The organism is Streptomyces albiflavescens, assembly GCF_014645835.1.
In the GTDB taxonomy this organism is placed as follows: Bacteria; Actinomycetota; Actinomycetes; order Streptomycetales; family Streptomycetaceae; genus Streptomyces; species Streptomyces albiflavescens.
This window is the reverse complement of the sequence record NZ_BMMM01000006.1, coordinates 344,869-364,646: the sequence shown is the minus strand read 5'-3', so window position 1 is coordinate 364,646 and position 19,778 is coordinate 344,869. Positions and strand designations below refer to the sequence as shown.

Here is a 19,778-nt window from a genome sequence, read left to right as displayed (position 1 = left end):
CGCCCGCCACTGCCCCGCCCGCTCCCGACAGAAGCCTCTGCCCCGCGCGACGCGATCCGGCAAGGACCGGCCCGCACTGTCACCCGAACGCTGGCATCAAACCGCCCATCAGCGGGAAAGTGGGAGGGACGGACCTGGGGGTGGTGTGTCTGTGCAGAACCGGGAAGAGGAGTCCCCTGAGCAGTTGGAGACCGACGCCGAACGCAGGAGGCGCCGCGCCCAGTTCCTGCGTGAGTTGACCGAGGCGCGCGAGCTGCGCGACCGGGTCCAGCCCCGCCGCGCCAAGGCCGCCCGACTGCGCCACGCCATGCGCATGCGCACCTTCCGCTGGTAGCGCGCACGCCCCGAGCCGATGCGCCGCCCGCACCAACCCGATCCCCCGCCCGTGCCGCGTGAGCCCGTGTCTGGGCGGGGAGGTGCGTACGAGGCGCCGACGGCCGCGTACGATCCGCTGGTAGCGATCAAAAGAGGCAGACACAGCAGGCCGAAGGCGTCCCCTGAACGCTCTGTTTCTGCCACGATTCCGAGTGGGTGGGACTCGGAGAAGCACTCCCCGCCCACAACCTCCGCCGGGGGGACCCCCAACCGGCACGCCTATGACCAGTGGGAGAGTCACGGTGTACTTCGCCGCACTGCTCGCGCGCACCGAAGACGGGTGGGAAGCGAGCGACACAGAGCTCGACGATGTGGAGACCCTGTCGGATCTGACCGACCTGGCCCGTGAAGCCTCGGACGAGGACACGGTGCTCGTGCTCATCGAGCAGGAGGACGCGTGGTTCGGCGTCGTCCGCGTGGACGGCGAGGAGGACCCTCGTATCTACGTCTCGGACGCCGCCGCGGCTGCCCGCAGCTCGTACGGCGAGATCCTGCTCACGGACGAACTACTAGGACGGGAGCCCGGCGACGACGACGCCGACCTGGACTCCCTCGACCTGGACGGCACAGAGGACGGTGAGCCCGAGGACTCCGACGACGACGAGGACGAGACCGCGTCCGGCGAGGCTGTTTCGCACAGCCCCGTCGGAGACCGCGACATCCTCGCGGACCTCGGAGTGAGCGAGAAGGAACTGCTCGCCCTGGACGAAGGCGACGCGCTCAGCACGATCGCCGACGCCCTGGGCGCGGCGGAGGTCCTGGAGACCGTCCGCTAGGTCCGGGAGTCTCCGGGGAGCTTCCGCGAGTCCCTGGGGATCTCTCACCAGGCCCTGAAGACCTTCCGCTAGGTTCCCCGGGTGAGCACGACCGAGCACACTCCACAGCCCGATCCTGCCGATCCGGTACGCGACCGCTGGCGGGCCGCGATGCGGCTCGCCCTGGACGAGGCCCACCGGGCCGTCCGGGGCGGGGATGTTCCCGTCGGCGCCGTCGTGCTGTCCGCGGACGGTACGACGGTGCTCGCGACCGGGCACAACGAGCGCGAGGCCACCGGCGATCCGACGGCGCACGCCGAGGTCGTCGCGCTGCGCCGGGCCGCCCTTGAGCTCGGCGAGTGGCGGCTGACCGGGTGCACGCTCGTCGTCACCCTGGAGCCCTGCACGATGTGCGCGGGCGCGCTCGTGCAGTCCCGGGTGGACCGGGTCGTCTACGGCGCCCGCGACGAGAAGGCGGGCGCGGCCGGCTCACTCTGGGACCTCGTACGCGACCGGCGGCTCAACCACCGGCCCGAAGTGATCGAGGGCGTCCTCGCCGACGAGTGCGCGAGCCTCCTCACCGACTTCTTCCGCGACCGCTGATCATCTTCTTCCGCGACCGCCGATCTTCGGGGCTGCTTCCGCGGCCGCTGATCGTTGATCATCCGGGTCACCGAAACGGATTTCAGACCACGGCCCACCTTGGGGTAGGGTCTCCCTCGGTAGCGTGTCCGAGCGGCCGAAGGAGCTCGCCTCGAAAGCGAGTGTGGCGCAAGTCACCGAGGGTTCAAATCCCTCCGCTACCGCTTGAGAAGGGCCCCGTCGAGAGACGGGGCCCTTCGTGCTTCCGACCGTCGCACGCGTGCACACGAACCGTCACTCGGGTACGCGCGGACAGTCGCTCGGGTACGCGCGGACAGTCGCTCGGATACATGCGGACAGTCGCGCGGATACACGTGAAAGCCCCGGCGCCGCTCACGCCGGGGCTTTCACGTACCCGATCCCAGGGGCTCCCGCACCCCATGAGGACGGGGGAAGCGGCACCCGGAGGGGAACAAGCCGCTTCCCCCGATGGAGAAGGACCCACAAGTCCGCGCCGCTGTCTCGGGGGAAGCCCGCGGCGGGACCCCCAGTGGGGTCCGTCCCGGCCCCGCGGACTCCTGCCGGTTCCGCCGGGCTCACCATCCATCCTGGGCTCGGCGGCGCCCGGATCGGCCCGACAAAAGGCCTGGACCAGCGGGCCGTTGGTCCTTAAAAGCGGCGTGAAGGTTACACTCACCGCCGGCAACAGGGGACCCACCAGGCGCAGCAGTCACAGGGGAGGCCGCGATGGCGGTGAATTCGAAGAAGATCGCCGTCTATGTGCTCGTGGTCTTCGCGCTCTACGTGATCATCACGGATCCGGCCAAGGCGGCCGATTACGTCCAGATAGGGTTCGAAGGCATATCGAGTGCCGCTCAGGCCATCGGAGACTTCATGACCTGGGTCGCCCACGGAGCCAAGAACTGAGTCGGAGCCGAGTCGGAACCGAGTCGGCGCAGAGCCCTCACCGAGCCTGCGCCGAGCCGACCGGGCAGAGACAAGAACCGCACCACCAGGGAGTGCCCGTGATCCGCCATCTGGTCCTCTTCAAGCTCAACGAGGGCGTCGAGCGCGACGACCCGCGTGTGGTCGAGGGCGTGGCCGCCTTCCGTGCGCTCGGCGACCAGATCCCCGAGCTGCGGTTCTGGGAATGCGACTGGAACATCACCGACCGGCCCATCGCGTACGACTTCGCGATCAACTCCGCCGTCGACGACACCGACGCCCTGAAGCGGTACTTGGAGCACCCGGCACACCAGGCGGGCGTCGCGCTGTGGCGGGAGTTCGCGACCTGGGTGATCGCCGACTATCCGTTCTGACCCTTCCGGGCCGCACCGTTTCGAAGCCTCTGGCCGTATCCGGCCAGAGGTTTTTTGTGTCTTATGCCCCACCTCTCCTTCAACACGAAGTTATGCGGTGCTTGCACACAGTGCACATGTCTTGTGATGCTATGACCGCTTTTGACGGGTGAGTTGATCACGGATGAGTTGACGGATCACAGAGGTGGAGTTGACCGTGCCGGCCAGTACTGCGCCTCAAGCACCGCCACAAGAAGTCGTACCGGCAGTCGCACAGGAAGTCTCACGGGACGCCGCGCGGGAAGTCGTCCAGGAAGTCGCGCCGGAGCAGGTCGCGCCCGAACGCCGCCGCGGTGCCGACACCCGGGCCCTCACGCAGGTGCTCTTCGGTCAGCTCAAGACGCTGGAGCCGGGAACCCCCGAGCACAACCGCGTACGCGGGGCCCTCATCGAGGCCAACCTCCCGCTCGTCCGGTACGCGGCCGCCCGCTTCCGCAGCCGCAACGAGCCCATGGAGGACGTCGTTCAGGTCGGGACCATCGGGCTGATCAACGCCATCGACCGCTTCGACCCCGACCGCGGTGTGCAGTTCCCGACCTTCGCGATGCCGACCGTCGTCGGGGAGATCAAGCGGTACTTCCGGGACAACGTCCGCACCGTCCACGTACCGCGCCGGCTGCACGAACTGTGGGTGCAGGTGAACAGCGCGACGGAGGACTTGACGACCGCCTTCGGGCGCTCGCCCACGACCGCCGAGATCGCCGAGCGGCTGCGCATCACCGAGGACGAGGTGCTGTCCTGCATCGAGGCGGGCCGCTCGTACCACGCGACCTCCCTCGAAGCCGCCCAGGAGGGCGACGGGCTGCCGGGACTGCTCGACCGGCTCGGTTACGAGGACCCGGCACTCGACGGGGTCGAACACCGCGACCTCGTACGGCATCTGCTCGTACAACTGCCCGAGCGCGAGCAGCGGATCCTTCTTCTGCGCTACTACAGCAATTTGACGCAGTCACAGATCAGCGCGGAACTGGGAGTCTCCCAGATGCATGTGTCAAGGCTGCTCGCCCGCAGTTTCGCGCGTCTTCGATCCGCAAACAGGATCGAGGCGTAGCCGCCAAGAGCGAATCGCTCAACAGCGCCTTTTCCGACAGCTCCACGCCGAAAAACTGTCAGACCCCCTCTTTCCAGGGCCGATTCACCCCCTCCATGTCGACATGTCACTACAGCGTGTTGCCGACATGTGACATTCTGCCGGAAGCGCGTTTGCCGCGGCCTCGCCTCCGGTATTCAGGTGGAGGCTGCGTTCCTCCGACGGGAGCGACTGCCGCTACCGTCCGCGACCCAAAGGGGGTGGCATGTCCGCAGACCAGGGCAGCTCGAAGGTGCTCACGCTCATGAAGAGCGAGTCCGCGCCCGACGCGCTTCACGATGTCCCGGCCCTTCCGGCCCCCGACGCCGTCCCGGCCGCTCCGGCCGCCGAAGCCGTCCTCCCGGCCCCCGAGTCCTCGGGCGCCATCGACACCCGCACCCTGTCCCGCTCCCTGTTCCTGCGGCTGGCCGCACTCGGTGAGAACAGCCCGGAGCGCGCCTACGTCCGGGACACGCTCATCGAGCTCAACCTCCCGCTCGTCCGGTACGCGGCCGCGCGCTTCCGCTCCCGCAATGAGCCGATGGAGGACATCGTCCAGGTCGGCACGATCGGCCTGATCAAGGCGATCGACCGCTTCGACTGCGAACGCGGCGTGGAGTTCCCGACGTTCGCGATGCCGACCGTCGTCGGCGAGATCAAGCGGTTCTTCCGCGACACCTCCTGGTCCGTCCGCGTCCCGCGCCGCCTCCAGGAGCTGCGCCTGGCCCTCACCAAGGCCAGCGACGAGCTCTCGCAGAAACTCGACCGCTCCCCGACAGTCGCCGAACTCGCCGCCGTCCTCGGCGTGTCCGAGGAGGACGTGGTCGACGGCCTCGCCGTCGGCAATGCGTACACGGCGTCGTCCCTCGACTCCCCCGCCCCCGAGGACGACGGCGGCGAGGGCTCCCTCGCGGACCGCCTCGGCTACGAGGACACGGCCCTGGAGGGCGTCGAGTACCGCGAGTCCCTCAAGCCACTGCTCGCCAAACTGCCGCCCCGCGAGCGCCGGATCATCATGCTCCGCTTCTTCGCGAACATGACCCAGTCGCAGATCGGCGAGGAGGTCGGCATCTCGCAGATGCACGTCTCCCGGCTGCTGACCCGCACGCTCGCGCAGCTGCGGGAAGGACTCATCTCCGACTGACCGCCCCACGCAGGGTTCATAATTGACGGGGCGTCAGCCACACTGGCGCGATGCGTCGAGAGTCGATACGTGGTCGCCGAGGTGCCCTGGTGGGCGCCTCGGCGGCTGTGCTGTGTCTGGGTGGCGTGCTGGCCGCGTGCGGAAGTGGCGGGGGTGGGGACGGGTACGTCGCCGTCGGGGCCGCAGGGGGTTCGCCCGGGGCGCCGGGGGCGGTGGTGGCTCCCTCGGGAGACGTGACGCTGATGCCGCTCCAGGGCGGGGGCGACGCGGCTCCCGGCTCCAAGGGCGCGGCGACCGCCGGAAGTTCGAGCTCGGGGGAGACGTCCTCGGCCTCGGATCCCGGATCCGGCTCGGCCTCCGGAGAGACGGCTTCGGGCTCCGGTGATCCGGCCGACGGGAGCGGCACGTCGACGTCCCCCTCCGGCGGCGGCAACGCCGGGCATACGAGCGGGAGTTCCAGCGGGAGTCCGGGGCAGGCGTCCGCGACGCCGACCCCGACGGCGCCGGGGTCCACGGCGAGCCCCGGGCCCGCCGTGCTCAGCGTGGGCACCCCTTCGCGCAAGGCCACCGATCAACGGTGGTGCGAGAAGGTGACCGTCTCCTTCCGCAACACCGGTGGTATGGCGGTGCGTTCGGGCACGGTGACCTTCGGGACGCACATCATCGGGGCGCTCGGAATCGACTGGGCGACGATCGAGTCCACCGAGGACCTTCCCGCGCCGATCGCCGCCGGCGCGAAGAAGGACAAGACCTGGACGGTGTGCGTCGACGCGTGGCGCGTGCCGCTGGGCATGCACATCGAGACACGGGACGTGTCCGTCCGGTGGAAGTAGGGCTTCGCCCCGTCGGGGTTACCCGAGCGGCCCCGCCGGGGTTACTTGAGCGCGAGCCAAGCCACGGCGGCCACGACCACCACGACGACGACGACGCCGAGGATCAGGCCGATACGGGGGCCCGCGGGGGCGGCCGCCTGCTGCTGTCGGCCCTGGGGGGCCTCGTCCACGAACGCACGGAACATCTGGGTGCTACCCGCGGGGTCGTAGTTGCCCTCGGGGCCCTGGGTGTTTGCCATGGAGCAGGACACTAGCGAATACACCCGGGCTGCCCAAGTGCGGGGGCCACTGGGACTCGATCATCCGAGCCGCGGCTTCCCAGCGAACTCCCCGCCAGACCACCCCTCCCACCTGCGAGTTTACGTTCGCCCATACGTGCCTTTGCCAAGTTTTTAGCCCTTCGCGCCCGTTTTAGTTTGCCTGCGGCAACCAACTTATTTATGGTTGCCCTAAGCAACGAATACGGGAGGTGGGATGGCCGGGCAGGCGCAGTACGAGGAGCTGGCTCGTCAGCTCAGTGCCATCGGCATCGTGAAGAGGGACATGGGGCGGATCCTGCCGCCCGAATGCCCCGGGGGCTCCGCGGCCGTACTGACACTGCTGGGCCGGCACGGCGACATGCGGATGAGCAGGCTCGCGGAGCTGCTCTCCGTGGACATGTCCGTGACCAGCCGCCATGTCGCGCACGTCGCGGACCGGGGCTGGATCGAACGGTCCCCCGACCCTGCCGACAAGCGCTCACGCATCCTGCACCTCACCGCCGCGGGGCAGGAGCAGCTCGACGAGCTCTCCCGGCGCACGTCCCGGCTCCTCGCCGACCGGCTGAGCGACTGGTCCGACCAAGAGGTCGGGCTGCTCATCGCGCTCATGGGCCGGCTGCGGGAGAGCTTCGGTGACTGCCGCACCACGCAGCGGTCCTCCCACCCGCACCCGCATGCGACAGACGCAACAGAACTGACCACCCGTACACCCGCGTAAGTACGTAAGAAAAGGAAGCCCATGGCAACGACCACACCAGCCGGTGTGCGGGGCTCTCACGCCAAGCACGGAGGCGCCGCCGACGGCGCTCCGATGACGCACCGGCAGATCATGGAGGCGCTCTCCGGGCTGCTGCTCGGCATGTTCGTCGCGATCCTGTCGTCGACGATCGTCACCAACGCCCTCCCCCGCATCATCGGCGACCTGGGCGGCGGCCAGTCCGCCTACACCTGGGTCGTCACCGCCTCGCTGCTCGCCATGACGGCGACCACACCCCTGTGGGGCAAGCTCTCCGACCTGTACAGCAAGAAGGCGCTCGTACAGATAGCACTGATCATCTACGTGCTGGGGTCGGCCGCCGCGGGTCTGTCCCAGAACCCCGGCATGCTCATCGCCTGCCGTGTCGTGCAGGGCATCGGCGTCGGCGGTCTGTCCGCCCTCGCGCAGATCGTGATGGCCGCGATGATCTCCCCCCGTGAGCGCGGGCGCTACTCCGGCTACCTCGGCGCGACCTTCGCCGTCGCCACCGTCGGCGGTCCGCTGCTCGGCGGTGTCATCACCGACACGAGCTGGCTCGGCTGGCGCTGGTGCTTCTACGTCGGTGTGCCGTTCGCGGTCATCGCGCTGATCGTGCTGCAGAAGACCCTGCACCTGCCGGTCGTGAAGCGGGACGTGAAGGTCGACTGGGGCGGCGCGTTCTTCATCTCCGCCGCGGTCTCGCTGCTGCTGCTCTGGGTCACCTTCGCCGGTGACAAGTACGACTGGATCTCGGGGCAGACGTACGCGATGGTCGGCGGCGCGGTCGTTCTCGGGCTGCTGTTCATCCTGGTCGAGTCCAAGGCGAGCGAGCCGATCATCCCGCTGCGGCTGTTCCGCAACCGCACCATCACCCTCTCCTCCCTCGCGTCGCTCTTCGTGGGTGTCGCGATGTTCACCGGCACGGTCTTCTTCAGCCAGTACTTCCAGCTGGCCCGCGACAAGTCCCCGACGATGTCGGGCGTCCTGACCATCCCGATGATCGGCGGACTGTTCGTCTCCTCCACGGTCTCCGGCCAGATCATCACCAAGACCGGCAAGTGGAAGGTGTGGCTGGTCTCCGGTGGCTTCCTGGTCACCGCGGGCCTCGGCCTGCTCGGCACGATCCGCTACGACACGACCTACTGGCACATCGCGATCTTCATGGCGCTGCTGGGCCTCGGCATCGGCATGATGATGCAGAACCTGGTGCTGTCCACGCAGAACCAGGTGGCCCCGTCCGACCTCGGCTCGGCCAGCTCCACGGTGACGTTCTTCCGTTCCCTCGGTGGTGCGATCGGTGTCTCCGCGCTCGGCGCGATCATGGCCAACCGGATCACCGACTACGTCAAGGACGGTCTGACCGACCTCGGCCCGAAGTACGCCAAGCTGGCGGCCGGTTCCAGCTCCAGCAGCAGCATCCCGGACATGGACAAGCTGCCCAAGCCGCTGCGCACCGTGACGGAGAGCGCGTACGGCCACGGCATCGCGGACGTCTTCCTGATCGCCGCGGGCATGGCGCTGATCGCCTTCCTCATCGTGCTGTTCATCAAGGAGGTCCCGCTGCGCACCTCGGGCGCGCTGGCCCAGGCTGCCGCGGAGGGCAAGGCGGAGGCTGCGGCTCCGGCCGGCGCCGAGAGCCCGGCCGCCGTCGAGGAGAGGGTCCCGAGCTGGGCCGTCGCCGAGACCGAGGCGGGCCCCCAGGGAACCCAGCGGCCGGCGGCAGTCGCCACGGCGACGAAGGAGAGCGCCCCGATGCCCCTGTCCGGCGGAATCCCGGTACGCGGTTATGTCCGCGGCGCGGAGAGCGCGCCCGTGCCGCAGGCCGCGGTCACGCTGATCTCGCTCGCGGGACGGCAGCTGGGCCGCTCGGTCGCGCAGGCCGACGGTTCCTACGCGGTGGACGCTCCCGGCGTCGGGTCGTACGTCCTGATCGCCTCCGCCGACGGCTTCCAGCCGCAGGCCTCGACGATCGTCGTGAACGACGAGCCGGTCGCGTACGACATCCTGCTGAGCGGCACGAGCGGCCTGAGCGGTGTCGTCCGGGCCGCTGGGTTCGGCACCCCGGTCAAGGACGCCATGGTCATCGTGACCGACGTACGCGGCGATGTGCTGGCCACCGGGACCACCGGTGAGCAGGGCGAGTTCACCTTCGCCGAGCTGGTGCCGGGTGTCATGACGGTCGCGGTGAACGCCGCGGGTCACCGGCCGCGGGCCCTGCCCGTCGAGGTCGGCGGCGCCGGAGTCACCCGCATCGAGGTCGAACTCGACTCGGGCGCCCAGCTCCAGGGTGTCGTACGGGCACCGCACGGCCCTCTCGCCGACGCCCGCGTGACGCTGGTGGACGCGGCGGGCAACGTGGTCGGCACGGCCAGGACCGGCACGGACGGCGCGTACGCCTTCACCGACCTGAACACCGGTGAGTACACGGTCATCGCGACGGGCTACCCGCCGGTGGCGACGGCCCTGACCATGGGCGGCCGTGGAGTCGACGACCACGACATCGAACTCGCCCACCCCGGCGAGTAGTTCGAGCCCCGGCCCGTGGGGACGCGCGCACTCTGAGCGGAGGTGCGCCCCCCACGGGCCGGTTTCATTACGACCAATTTTTCATGCATTGCAGGGAGAAAACGGGATGGGACTGACCGCACGCATCCGCACGCGGGACGGGTGGGCCGTGTCGCACGCGGTCGTCACGGTGACCGACATGACCGGTACACAGGTGGTGCGTGCCGAGGCGGACAGCGAGGGAGCGGTGCACGACACGACCGCCCTCACGCCCGGCGCGTACACCGTGATCGTCACCGCGGTCGGGTACGCGCCCGCCGCGTCCAGCGCGATCGTCACGGCGAGCGGCCGGGCCGAGATCGGCCATGTGACCCTCGCCCGCCAGGGCGGCACCGAGCTTCCGCCGCCCGGCCCCTGGACCATCGACCCGGCGCACTCCTCCGTGGGCGCGGTGGCCCAGCACCTGGGCATCTCCAGCGTGCACGGCCGCTTCACCGACTTCACGGGCTCGATCGAGATCGCCCCGGACGACGTGGCCAAGTCCCGTGTGGAGGCGGTGATCCAGGCCGCCTCCATCGACACCGGCAACGGCATGCGCGACGGGCACCTGAAGTCCCCGGATTTCCTGGACGTCGACACGTACCCGCAGATCACGTACCGCTCGACGGGGCTGGCCCCGGCCGGTTCCGACCGCTGGACGGTCCACGGCGAGCTGACGATGCACGGGGTGGTGCGGCCGGTCGACCTGGACCTGGCGTACCTCGGCACCGGGGCCGACCCCTGGGGCGGCACCCGCGCCGCGTTCCGCGCGACCGCCGAACTCCGCCGCGAGGACTTCGCCATGAACTACAACCAGGTCGTGCAGGCGGGCATCTCGGCCATCGGCACGACGCTGAAGGTGGAGCTGGACGTTCAGGCGGTCCAGGGGGAGTGGCTGCCGCAGGCGTAAGCGTAGGCACGGCAGGGTCAGCCTGGACGGGCCGCTGTGCCCCTAGGCTGCACCCATGGCACCGAACATCGCGACGAACACCTCCGTATCCCGCGACGAACTGCTGGACTTCGTACGCCCCCGGCACCGCGCCATCCTCCTCACCCGCCGGGCCGACGGCAGCCCCCAGGGCTCGCCCCTGACCTGCGGGGTGGACGACTCGGGGCGCATCGTGGTCTCGACCTACCCCGAGCGCGCCAAGACCCGCAACGCCAAGCGGGACGAGCGCGTCAGCCTGATCGTGCTGAGCGACGAGTGGAACGGACCGTGGGTCCAGATCGACGGCACGGCGGAGGTCGTCGACTCCCCCGACTCCGTCGAGCCGCTCGTCGAGTACTACCGCAACATCGCGGGCGAGCACCCTGACTGGGACGAGTACCGCGAGGCGATGCTCAAACAGGGCAAGTCGATCATCCGGGTCACCCCGGAGCGATGGGGCCCGGTGGCCACCGGCGGCTTCCCGGCCCGCCTCGCTCCGCAGGAGTAGGAGCGCTTCGGCTGCGGACCGCTGGGGGCGGGCGGGGGCTGAGGGGGCGAAGAAACCACCCCTCAGCCGCGCCGCACCATCGTCTCGATCCCCGCGATCAGCATCTCCAGGGCGAAGGTGAAGTCCCGCTCACGCATCTCCTCGACGGTGTCACCCCCACGCGCCTCCATCAGATCCGCCGCACTCTCGAAGTTCGCCGCGAACTGCGGCTGCTCGCTGATGGTGCTCATGGCCTGGCGGAAGTACTCGTCCTGGGACATGCCCGCGGAGGCGCACCGCTGCACGAAGTGCCCCTCGATCGTGCCGAAGCCGTACACGAACTGGAAGACGGCGGAGAGCGCACCCATCTGGCCGTGCGGCGGCAGCCCCGTGTTGCGGACCACCTGCTGCACACGGAGCGAGAACGCCATGGAGTGCGGCCCGATGTTGAGGAAGTTGCCGATGAGCGGTGACACCCAGGGGTGGCGCACCAGCAGCGCCCGGTAGCCGACGGCGAGGGAGCGCAGCTGATCGCGCCAGTCCTCGCCGGACTCGGGATCCGGCAGCTCCAGTTCGCCGAAGACCGCGTCGAGGGCCAGTTCGAGCAGGTCGTCCTTGGTGTCGACGTACCAGTACACGGACATCGCGGTGACGTTCAGCTCGGCGGCCAGCCGCCGCATGGAGAACTTGGCCAGCCCCTTCGCGTCCAGCAGCCGCACCGTGACCTCGGTGATCCGCTCCCGGTCGAGTCCCGACGGCTGGCCGCCACCACGGGCCGCACCGCCCCGGGGGGCCTTGCCCTCCAGCCAGACACTGGTCCGCGCCGGACGCTTGGCCCGGTCGGCTGCCCTCACCATGGCGCACCTTCCTCGGAACTCGGACTGCGGGACGGGCCGGAATTCTCCGGTCCGCCTCTCTGATGATGCTAAGCGGGCGCTACGCGGAAACCGCCATCGCGGAGTCTGCCCTCTCCGCCCGCCGTAGCAACGCCGCCGCGAGCAGTCCACCGAGAAGCACGGCCACCGCACCCACCGACTGGCTGGTCTCCAGGCCCGACGAGAACGCGTCGGTGATCCGTCCCCGCTCCTCGTCCGAGCCGGCCGAGGCGAGCGCCGCCGGAAGCGAGCTCGCCGCCACCGGAATCAGTGCCGTGAACCGGGAGTTGAGGACCGCGCCGAGGACTGCCGCGCCCAGCCCGTTGCCGCATTCGGCGAGCGCACCGTTGATGCCCGCGCCGACTCCCGCCTTCTCCCGCGGGATCGCGCTCATGACGGCGTGCGCCATGGCTCACGACCGCGCCCAGCGCCGGCGCCGCCACCGGCAGGGCGGTGGCCCGGAGCGTTCGTAGGCCCCGGGCCACCGCCCCCGAAAGAAACCCTCAGCTGCTGCTCGTCGGCTGCGTCAGGTCGTAGAAGGTGGCCGAACCGACCGTCACCTTCTTGAAGTTGGCCGTGACCCACGAGCTGATCTGTGAGGAGGTGCCGGAGTTGCCACCACCGCCCATGCCGCCGCCCGAGATGAAGTAGTGGATCTTGCCGTCCTCCACGTACTTCTTGAACTGGGCCAGAGTCGGGGACGGGTCGGTGCCGTTGAAGCCGCCGATCGCCATCACCGGCTTGCCGGTGGCGAGCTGGTAGCTCGCGGAGTTCTGGGAACCGATGGCCGCGGCCGCCCAGGTGTACTTGTCCGCGTTCTTCGCCAGCAGCGCCTTGGCCTCGGAGCCGACGGTCGCGCCGTTCAGCAGACCGCCGACGCCGCCACCGCCCATGCCGCCCTCGCCCATCTGACCGCCGGGGCCGCCACCCTGCTGGTTCTGGCCCTGGGTGTTGCCTCCGCCCTGCTGATTCCGGCCCGGGAAACCGCCGGTGCCGCCGGTCGGGGGCTGACCCATGCCGCCACCCTGCTGGTTCTGCCCGGTGGTGCCGTTCTGCTGGTTCTGGCCGGGCATTCCGCCGCCCATGCCACCCCGCATGCCACCGCCGCCGGGCCCGCCACCCCGGCCGCCCATCATGCCGGCGCCCGCGGGACCGGCCGTCACGATGGAACCGGTGTGCCCGGTGTTCACGGTGGAGAGTGTGTAGGCGGTCGGTCCGGCGACCGCAGCCACGAGGCTCAACCCCACTGCGGCGAGGGCCAGTTGACGGCCCAGCCTGGCCACGAAGATCAGGCCGAGCGCGCCGACCAGACCGCCGACGAGGACCAGCCACTTCAGCCAGGGCAGGTAGTCGGGGGTGCGGTGGAGAAGGACGTAACCCCATGCCGCGGTCGCGGTGACCGAGGCGGCGAGAGTGAGCGACGCCCAGGTCCTGGACCGCTCCTCCCACAGGACCGTCGCGCCCATGCCGACCACGGCCGCGATGTAGGGGGCCAGGGCGATCGTGTAGTACTGGTGGAAGATGCCCGCCATATAGCTGAAGACGACCGCGGTCATCAGCAGGGCGCCGCCCCAGGCGAGGAACGAACCACGGGCCAGGTCGGTCCGCTTGGCCATGGGGGTCCCCCCGCTCGAGCGAAGCCGAGAGTGGGGGAGGGTCATGACGATGCCCGCGACCAGCAGGATCAGCGCGCCGGGCAGCAGCCACGAGATCTGGCTGCCGATCTCGGAGTTGAACATCCGGTCCCAGCCGGTCTCGCCCCACTGGCCGGTGCCGCCACCGCCGCCACCGCCGCCGACGCTGCCGGTCTCGTCGCCGTTGATGCGGCCGAGGCCGTTGTAGCCGAAGGTCAGCTCCAGGAAGGAGTTGTTCTGCGAGCCGCCGATGTACGGGCGGGAGGACGCGGGCCACAGCTCCACGATCGCGACCCACCAGCCGCCGGCGACGACCATCGCGACCGCCGACAGGGCCAGCTGGCCGAACCGCTTCTTGAGCTTCACCGGCGCGCAGACCGCGTACAGGACCGCGAGCGGCGGCAGGATCAGGAAGGCCTGCAGGGTCTTTGCGAGGAAGGCGAAGCCGACCGCGACACCCGCCCAGACCAGCCACTTCGTCCGGCCGTCCGCAAGACCGCGGATCACGCAGTAGATCGTGACGGTCATCAGCAGCGCGAGCATCGCGTCCGGGTTGTTGAACCGGAACATCAGCGCGGCGACGGGAGTGAGCGCGAGTACGGCGCCCGCGATCAGACCTGCCGCTGGGCTGAAGCGGCGCCGGACGGCCGCGTACAGGACGCCGACCGTGGCCACGCCCATGAGCACCTCGGGGACGAGGATCGCCCACGAGTTGAGGCCGAAGATCCGCACCGACAGGGCCATCGGCCACAGCGAGGCCGGGGGCTTGTCGACGGTGATGGCGTTGGCGGAGTCGAGCGAGCCGAAGAACATCGCCTTCCAGCTCTGACTGCCGGCCTGCACGGCCGCCGAGTAGAACGAGTTGGCGTACCCGGAGGCGCTCAGGTTGTACAGGTACAGCACCGCGGTGGCGAGCAGCAGACCGAGGAACGCGGGGCGCGCCCAGCGTGGGTCCTCGGGCCGGCCGCGCCAGACCCGGCGCGCGAAGGGCTGCTTGGGCTCACCGGACCGCGGGGCCGCGGCGGGCAGGACCGGCTCCGGCGCAGGCGCCGATGTCGGCGGCCCCCAGGAGGGACTCCCGCCCCACTGATGGCTCGTATCGGACTGAGTCGTCATCGTGCGTTCCTCGGATCGTGATCGTGCGGGCGCACCGCCTGCAACCGCATGGTCGAGTCCCCCCAGGTGCGGTCCGCGGCTTCACCGGCGCGGAACTGGGCTGTGTCGTAGGAAGAGGTGTCGTACGAGGACGGGGGCGCCGTCGGACGCCGGGGCAGCGGCGGATGCGCGGCGTGAGCGTGCGAGGCCTGGGCGTGCGGGGCCGTCGCGTAGGTGGGCGAGGCTTGGGCGTGCGGGGCCGTCGCATAGGTGGGCGAGGCCGGATGGTGCGAGGCCATGACCTGCGAAGGCGTCTCGCCCTGCTGGTCCGGGAAGACCCAGGCACGGAAGAGCAGGAACCGCAGCACCGTCGCCGCGAGGTTGGCGGCGACGAGGACCGCCAGCTCGGTGGAGTGCGCGGGCTCGGCCGTCGCCGCGTTCAGGGCGGCGAGCGAGCCGCTGGTGAGGGCGAGACCGATGGCGAAGACGACCAGGCCCTGCGCCTGGTGCCGGATGGCGCCGCCCCGGCCGCGTACGCCGAAGGTGAGCCGTCGGTTGGCCGCCGTGTTGGCGACCGCCGACACGAGCAGGGCCAGCGCGTTGGCGACCTGCGACCCCGAGAACGAGCGGAAGCCGCTGTAGAGCAGCAGATAGAAGAGCGTGGACAGACCGCCGACCACGCAGAACCCGACGAGCTGGCGGGCGAGTCCCTTGGGTACGTCGGTCAGGTCGCGGTCGCGCGGGTCGTCCCCGAAGGGCCGGGCGAGCCGGTCGAGCGGCAGCGAGCCGGTGGCGAGAGCGCGTCCCACCCGCCACACCCCCTTGAGGTCGTCGGTCGCGGTCTTGACGATGTGCACCGTCGAGTTCGGGTCGTCGACCCAGTCGACCGGCACTTCGTGGATGCGCAGTCCGGCACGCTCGGCGAGCACCAGCATCTCGGTGTCGAAGAACCAGCCGGTGTCCTCGACCAGGGGCAGCAGCGCCTGGGCGACATCACGGCGGATCGCCTTGAAGCCGCACTGCGCGTCGGAGAAGCGGGCCTGCAGCGAACCGCGCAGGATCAGGTTGTACGTGCGGCTGATGAACTCCCGCTTGGCGCCGCGCACGACACGCGAGGAGCGGGACAGCCGGGAGCCGATCGCGAGATCCGAGTGACCGGAGATCAGCGGCGCCACCAGCGGCAGCAGCGCGTTGAGGTCGGTGGACAGGTCCACGTCCATGTAGGCGAGGATCGGGGCGTCCGAGGCCGACCACACGGTCCGCAGCGCCCGGCCGCGGCCCTTCTGCTCGAGCCGGAAGGACGTGACCTCCGGGATCTCCGCCTCCAGCCGCGCGGCCACCTGTGGGGTGGTGTCCGTGGACGCGTTGTCCGCGACGGTGATGCGGAACGCGTACGGGAACGTGCGCTTGAGGTGCTCGTGCAGTCTGAGCACACATGGCTGGAGGTCCTTCTCCTCGTTGTAGACGGGGATCACTACGTCCAGGACAGGCGTACCGGCGTCTCCGGCCGGGAGGTGCTCCCGCGCCGGCAGGTTGCCGGGAGAAGAGTCGGTTCGCATGCCAACGACTCTCGTCAAGCGCCCTGTTGCACCCATGTGGTGGCGCTGTGCTGTACCTGTGAGTGCGATTGCCACTGTGTTTCCAGAGCAAGCGCGGGCAAATGCAGCGTGAACACAGTCCTGCCGGGGACGCTGTCGACGGTCACGGCACCTCCGTGCGCGGCCGCGACGGCCTGCACGATGGCGAGCCCGAGACCGGTCGAACCGGAGGCACGGGAGCGCGACGAATCCCCGCGCGCGAACCGCTCGAAGACACGAGGGAGCAGATCGGCGGGAATGCCGGGCCCGTCGTCCTGGACGTCCACGCAGAGCCACGGCCCGTGCCGGTGCACGCGCGCGGTGACGGTCGTACCCGGCGGTGTGTGCGTGCGTGCGTTGGCGAACAGATTGACCATGACCTGTTGCAGGCGGGCGGCGTCGGCCGACACCAGGGCCGGCTCGTCCGGCAGTTCCAGCCGCCAGTTGTGGTCGCGCCCGGCCGCCCGGGCGTCGCTCACCGCGTCGATCACGAGCGGTACGAGGTCGGTCTGCTCGTACTGGAGCGGCCGCCCGGCGTCGAGCCGCGCGAGCAGCAGCAGATCCTCCACGAGCAGGGTCATCCGCCCGGCCTCGGACTCGATCCGCCCCAGCGCGTGCCGGGTGTCGGGCCCGGTCTCCTCACGTCCGCGTCTGGTGAGCTCGGCGTATCCGCGAATGGATGCCAGCGGTGTACGCAGCTCATGGCTCGCGTCCGCGACGAACTGCCTGACGCGCATCTCACTCTGCTGCCGCGCGTGCAGGGCGCCGTGTATGTGGTCGAGCATCCGGTTGAGCGCCGCACCGACCTGCCCGACCTCGGTGTGCGGATCGGACTCCGACTCGGGGACCCGCTCGTAGAGGGTGACCTCGCCTGTGTGCAGGGGCAGTTCGGAGACGCGGGTGGCGGTGGCGGCGACCTTGCGGAGGGGGCGCAGGGCGAGGGTCACGATGGCGGCGCCCGCGAGGGACGCGGCGACGAGACCGGCGCCGGTGACGCTGATCTCGACGTAGATCAGCGTGGTGAGGGTGTTGGTGACGTCGCTGGTCGGGAGCGCCACGTAGAAGGCCCCGTTCCTGCCCTCCTGGTACTGCACGCGGTACTCGCCCCGGCCGGGGATCTCCACGGTGTGCGCGTTCTTGTCCTTCGCGACGGAGGCCAGGACGGCCAGCTGACCGTCGCTGAGCTGGACCGCGGTGGGTTGCTTGACCCCGCTGGAGTCCTTCTTCCCCACGCTGACAATGCCCTTGGTGACCTCGCCGTTCTTGACGATCGCGCCGATGGCGCCCATGCCCTGCGGCCCCTGGGTGACGAATTCGAGGGGATCGTTGACGATGCCGTCGTTCGGGAGGTGCACGGGCCCGGCGTCGCCGCCCACCGGGCCGCCCGCCGCGCGCATCGACGCCTCGCGCAGGTTGTTGTCCAGCTGGTCGTACAGGTGCGAGCGCAACGCGATCGTGGTCACGGTGCCGATCACCGCGCACACGACCGCGATCAGCGCCACGGACGCGACGACGAGCCGCGTCCGCAGGGTGCGCGGCTGTCGTCCTCGCCTCTTCTGCGTACGCGGCCGTCGTCGCCTGCTCATGACGCCGCGGGCTTGATCAGATAACCGGCCCCACGCCGGGTGTGGATCATCGGCTCACGCCCGGCGTCGATCTTCCGCCGCAGATACGAGATGTACAGCTCGACCACGTTGGCCTGGCCACCGAAGTCGTACGACCACACGCGGTCGAGTATCTGCGCCTTGCTGAGCACCCGGCGCGGATTGCGCATCAGGAAGCGCAGCAGCTCGAACTCGGTCGCGGTGAGGTGGATGTTCTCGCCGGCCCGCGACACCTCGTGGCTGTCCTCGTCCAGGGTGAGGTCCCCGACGACCAGCACGGAGTCGGAGCGCCGGTCGGCGGCACCGGAACGGCGGATCAGCCCGCGCAGCCGAGCCACGACCTCTTCGAGGCTGAACGGCTTGGTGACGTAGTCGTCGCCACCGGCGGTGAGCCCGGCGATCCGGTCCTCGACGGCGTCCTTCGCCGTCAGGAACAGCACCGGCACGTCGGGCAGCTCACGACGCAGCCGGCCGAGGACGGCCAGCCCGTCCATGTCGGGCAGCATCATGTCGAGAACGACGGCGTCGGGCCGGAACTCGCGGGCGGTCTGCACCGCGCCCTGTCCGTCACCCGCGCTGCGGATCTGCCAGCCTTCATAGCGAAGGGCCATGGACAGCAGCTCGGTGATCGACAGCTCGTCGTCCACCACAAGCACTCGGACGGGGCTCCCGTCCGGCCTCAGCAGTTCGGTGCGCCCCTGGGGCGAGGTCGTGGTCATAGCGGACACCTTGGTGGGCGCCGCTGAGAGCATCCTTTCGGGAACCTGTGTTTTTCCTGAGAAACACACAGGCGCCTCTCAGGTAACTCCTTGGAAGATCACGCGGGCCCGGTGTCGGGAGCGACCTCCGGGGCGATCTTGAAGAGGCGCGCGCCGTTCTCGTGGCAGACCGCGCGGAGCCAGTCGTCCCCCAGCCCGAGCCGCTCCAGGGCGTGCAGCTGGTGGACGTACGGGTACGGGATGTTCGGGAAGTCGGTGCCGAGGAGGACCCGGTCGCCGAGGCCGGCGAGCCGGGGGCGTGCCTCTCGGGGGAACGGCGCGAGCCGCTCGCTGAAGTCCGTGAACGCCATCGTCGTGTCGAGCCGCACCTCCCCGTACCGCTCGGCGAGGTCGAGGAAGTCCTCGTACTCGGACATCCCCATGTGCGCGACGACAAGCCGCAGCCGGGGATGCCGGGCGAGTACGTGCGCGATCGGCCCGGGCCCGGTGTGCTTGCCCGGCGAGGGACCGGACCCGCAGTGGATCACGACGGGGACCCGGGCCTCGGCGAGCAACCCCCACACCGGATCGAGGAGTTGATCACCGGGGTCGTACGCCCCCACCTGCACATGCGCCTTGAAGACACGGGCCCCCGAGTCGACCGCCTCCCGCACGTACGTCTCGACACCCGGCTCGGGGAAGAGGGTCGCGGTGTGCAGGCAGTCGGGGGTCCGGCGGGCGAAGTCGACGGCCCAGGAGTTGAGCCACTGGGCCATGCCGGCCTTGTGCGGGTAGAGCATGGCGGTGAAGGCCCGCACCCCGAATCCCCTGATCACGGCGAGCCGCTCGTCCTCGTCCGCGCGGTAGGTGATCGGCCACTCGACGCCGCCCGTCAGCGGCCCGAGCCCGTCGAAGTAGTCCCACACCTTGCGCAGCACGCGCTCGGGCATGAAGTGCGTGTGCACGTCGACGAGCCCCGGGAGCCCGAGTCGCTGCCAGAACCCCCGAACCTCCGCCGCCTCGGCCACGTCCGCTCCGTCAGCCGCGTTCACGTTCGAACCCGTGGCTGCGCTCGAAGGCGTGGCTGTGCTCGACCTTGGCGATGTGGAGGGTGTAGCGCTCGTACCAGTGGGCACGTCCGTACTCCTTCGCGGCCCTGTGCTCCTGATGATTCCTCCACTCGTCGATGGCGGCCTCGTCCCGGAAGTAGGCGATGGTGATCCC

Annotated in this window: 19 protein-coding genes, 1 tRNA gene and 2 pseudogenes; 13 read left to right on the top strand and 9 right to left on the bottom strand. The window is 69.9% G+C overall.

Features of this window, described 5'->3' with window-relative positions; genetic code table 11:
• Positions 1–151 precede the first annotated feature (151 nt).
• From IEY95_RS19235 to IEY95_RS19195, 9 genes are all read left to right on the top strand, one after another.
• Entirely contained in the window at positions 152–334 is a 183-nt protein-coding gene (locus IEY95_RS19235; protein ID WP_189187258.1) for a hypothetical protein, read from the top strand.
• Positions 335–617: 283 nt separating this feature from the next.
• A complete protein-coding gene (locus tag IEY95_RS19230) occupies positions 618–1,151 on the top strand; it encodes a tRNA adenosine deaminase-associated protein (protein WP_189187379.1) in 534 nt (177 codons plus the stop codon).
• Positions 1,152–1,301: 150 nt separating this feature from the next.
• Positions 1,302–1,733: a tRNA adenosine(34) deaminase TadA gene (gene tadA / locus IEY95_RS19225; protein WP_189187378.1), complete on the top strand. Its 432-nt coding sequence runs from the start codon at positions 1,302–1,304 to the stop codon at positions 1,731–1,733.
• Positions 1,734–1,851: 118 nt separating this feature from the next.
• A tRNA-Ser gene (locus tag IEY95_RS19220) sits at positions 1,852–1,936 on the top strand.
• Positions 1,937–2,459: 523 nt separating this feature from the next.
• Complete coding sequence (locus tag IEY95_RS19215) at positions 2,460–2,639, top strand: hypothetical protein (protein ID WP_189187257.1); 180 nt, start codon at positions 2,460–2,462, stop codon at positions 2,637–2,639.
• Between the two features lie 98 nt (positions 2,640–2,737).
• The gene (locus IEY95_RS19210) at positions 2,738–3,031 is read left to right on the top strand and encodes a Dabb family protein (RefSeq protein WP_189187256.1); all 294 of its coding nucleotides are present in this window, start codon (positions 2,738–2,740) and stop codon (positions 3,029–3,031) included.
• Between the two features lie 184 nt (positions 3,032–3,215).
• The gene (locus tag IEY95_RS19205; RefSeq protein WP_189187255.1) at positions 3,216–4,121 is read left to right on the top strand and encodes an RNA polymerase sigma factor SigF; all 906 of its coding nucleotides are present in this window, start codon (positions 3,216–3,218) and stop codon (positions 4,119–4,121) included.
• Positions 4,122–4,365: 244 nt separating this feature from the next.
• Positions 4,366–5,283, top strand: coding sequence for an RNA polymerase sigma factor SigF (locus tag IEY95_RS19200; protein ID WP_189187254.1), 918 nt, complete (start codon positions 4,366–4,368; stop codon positions 5,281–5,283).
• A gap of 50 nt (positions 5,284–5,333) precedes the next feature.
• Positions 5,334–6,116, top strand: a complete 783-nt coding sequence (locus IEY95_RS19195; protein ID WP_189187253.1) for a hypothetical protein — start codon at positions 5,334–5,336, stop codon at positions 6,114–6,116.
• Positions 6,117–6,157: 41 nt separating this feature from the next.
• Here the strand turns inward: IEY95_RS19195 and IEY95_RS19190 are convergent, their stop codons facing one another.
• Positions 6,158–6,355, bottom strand: coding sequence for a hypothetical protein (locus tag IEY95_RS19190; protein WP_189187252.1), 198 nt, complete (start codon positions 6,353–6,355; stop codon positions 6,158–6,160).
• A gap of 235 nt (positions 6,356–6,590) precedes the next feature.
• On the opposite strand from IEY95_RS19190, the gene IEY95_RS19185 reads away from it, so the two are divergent.
• The 4 genes from IEY95_RS19185 (at position 6,591) to IEY95_RS19170 (ending at position 11,092) form a co-directional block, all read left to right on the top strand.
• Complete coding sequence (locus IEY95_RS19185) at positions 6,591–7,094, top strand: MarR family winged helix-turn-helix transcriptional regulator (RefSeq protein WP_189187251.1); 504 nt, start codon at positions 6,591–6,593, stop codon at positions 7,092–7,094.
• Positions 7,095–7,187: 93 nt separating this feature from the next.
• Positions 7,188–9,638 (top strand): MFS transporter, encoded by a 2,451-nt coding sequence (locus IEY95_RS19180; protein WP_505993524.1) that lies wholly within the window; start codon positions 7,188–7,190, stop codon positions 9,636–9,638.
• A gap of 106 nt (positions 9,639–9,744) precedes the next feature.
• Positions 9,745–10,566 carry a YceI family protein gene (locus tag IEY95_RS19175; protein ID WP_189187249.1) on the top strand — a complete coding sequence of 274 codons (822 nt, stop codon included), beginning with the start codon at positions 9,745–9,747 and terminating at the stop codon, positions 10,564–10,566.
• A 55-nt stretch (positions 10,567–10,621) separates the two neighbouring features.
• Positions 10,622–11,092 (top strand): PPOX class F420-dependent oxidoreductase, encoded by a 471-nt coding sequence (locus tag IEY95_RS19170; protein WP_189187248.1) that lies wholly within the window; start codon positions 10,622–10,624, stop codon positions 11,090–11,092.
• A gap of 62 nt (positions 11,093–11,154) precedes the next feature.
• Here IEY95_RS19170 and IEY95_RS19165 read toward each other — a convergent pair whose 3' ends face one another.
• The 8 genes and pseudogenes from IEY95_RS19165 to IEY95_RS49110 form a co-directional block, all read right to left on the bottom strand.
• Complete coding sequence (locus IEY95_RS19165) at positions 11,155–11,928, bottom strand: TetR/AcrR family transcriptional regulator (protein ID WP_189187247.1); 774 nt, start codon at positions 11,926–11,928, stop codon at positions 11,155–11,157.
• A 79-nt stretch (positions 11,929–12,007) separates the two neighbouring features.
• A pseudogene (locus IEY95_RS19160) lies at positions 12,008–12,358 on the bottom strand (MFS transporter); the annotation flags it as partial.
• A gap of 91 nt (positions 12,359–12,449) precedes the next feature.
• On the bottom strand, positions 12,450–14,696 hold the full coding sequence (locus IEY95_RS19155) for an ArnT family glycosyltransferase (protein WP_189187246.1): 2,247 nt from the start codon (positions 14,694–14,696) through the stop codon (positions 12,450–12,452).
• A complete protein-coding gene (locus IEY95_RS19150; protein ID WP_189187245.1) occupies positions 14,693–16,234 on the bottom strand; it encodes a bifunctional glycosyltransferase family 2/GtrA family protein in 1,542 nt (513 codons plus the stop codon). Before IEY95_RS19150 ends, IEY95_RS19155 begins: the two co-directional genes overlap by 4 nt.
• Positions 16,235–16,248: 14 nt before the next feature.
• Complete coding sequence (locus IEY95_RS19145; protein WP_189187244.1) at positions 16,249–17,838, bottom strand: sensor histidine kinase; 1,590 nt, start codon at positions 17,836–17,838, stop codon at positions 16,249–16,251.
• Complete coding sequence (locus IEY95_RS19140) at positions 17,835–18,575, bottom strand: response regulator transcription factor (protein WP_179332490.1); 741 nt, start codon at positions 18,573–18,575, stop codon at positions 17,835–17,837. Before IEY95_RS19140 ends, IEY95_RS19145 begins: the two co-directional genes overlap by 4 nt.
• Before the next feature lie 98 nt (positions 18,576–18,673).
• Positions 18,674–19,606, bottom strand: a complete 933-nt coding sequence (locus IEY95_RS19135; RefSeq protein ID WP_229703139.1) for an amidohydrolase family protein — start codon at positions 19,604–19,606, stop codon at positions 18,674–18,676.
• A pseudogene (locus IEY95_RS49110) lies at positions 19,593–19,778 on the bottom strand (antibiotic biosynthesis monooxygenase); the annotation flags it as partial. The gene IEY95_RS19135 and the pseudogene IEY95_RS49110, both read right to left, overlap by 14 nt.

Coding starts and splice junctions, on each gene's coding strand:
- IEY95_RS19175 (WP_189187249.1), top strand. CDS start 9,745: ATGGGACTGACCGCACGCATCCGCACGCGGGACGGGTGGGCCGTGTCG.
- IEY95_RS19165 (WP_189187247.1), bottom strand. CDS start 11,928: ATGGTGAGGGCAGCCGACCGGGCCAAGCGTCCGGCGCGGACCAGTGTC.
- IEY95_RS19195 (WP_189187253.1), top strand. CDS start 5,334: ATGCGTCGAGAGTCGATACGTGGTCGCCGAGGTGCCCTGGTGGGCGCC.
- IEY95_RS19155 (WP_189187246.1), bottom strand. CDS start 14,696: ATGACGACTCAGTCCGATACGAGCCATCAGTGGGGCGGGAGTCCCTCC.
- IEY95_RS19200 (WP_189187254.1), top strand. CDS start 4,366: ATGTCCGCAGACCAGGGCAGCTCGAAGGTGCTCACGCTCATGAAGAGC.
- IEY95_RS19190 (WP_189187252.1), bottom strand. CDS start 6,355: ATGGCAAACACCCAGGGCCCCGAGGGCAACTACGACCCCGCGGGTAGC.
- IEY95_RS19185 (WP_189187251.1), top strand. CDS start 6,591: ATGGCCGGGCAGGCGCAGTACGAGGAGCTGGCTCGTCAGCTCAGTGCC.
- tadA (WP_189187378.1), top strand. CDS start 1,302: ATGCGGCTCGCCCTGGACGAGGCCCACCGGGCCGTCCGGGGCGGGGAT.
- IEY95_RS19140 (WP_179332490.1), bottom strand. CDS start 18,575: ATGACCACGACCTCGCCCCAGGGGCGCACCGAACTGCTGAGGCCGGAC.
- IEY95_RS19150 (WP_189187245.1), bottom strand. CDS start 16,234: ATGCGAACCGACTCTTCTCCCGGCAACCTGCCGGCGCGGGAGCACCTC.
- IEY95_RS19170 (WP_189187248.1), top strand. CDS start 10,622: ATGGCACCGAACATCGCGACGAACACCTCCGTATCCCGCGACGAACTG.
- IEY95_RS19145 (WP_189187244.1), bottom strand. CDS start 17,838: ATGAGCAGGCGACGACGGCCGCGTACGCAGAAGAGGCGAGGACGACAG.
- IEY95_RS19215 (WP_189187257.1), top strand. CDS start 2,460: ATGGCGGTGAATTCGAAGAAGATCGCCGTCTATGTGCTCGTGGTCTTC.
- IEY95_RS19180 (WP_505993524.1), top strand. CDS start 7,188: ATGACGCACCGGCAGATCATGGAGGCGCTCTCCGGGCTGCTGCTCGGC.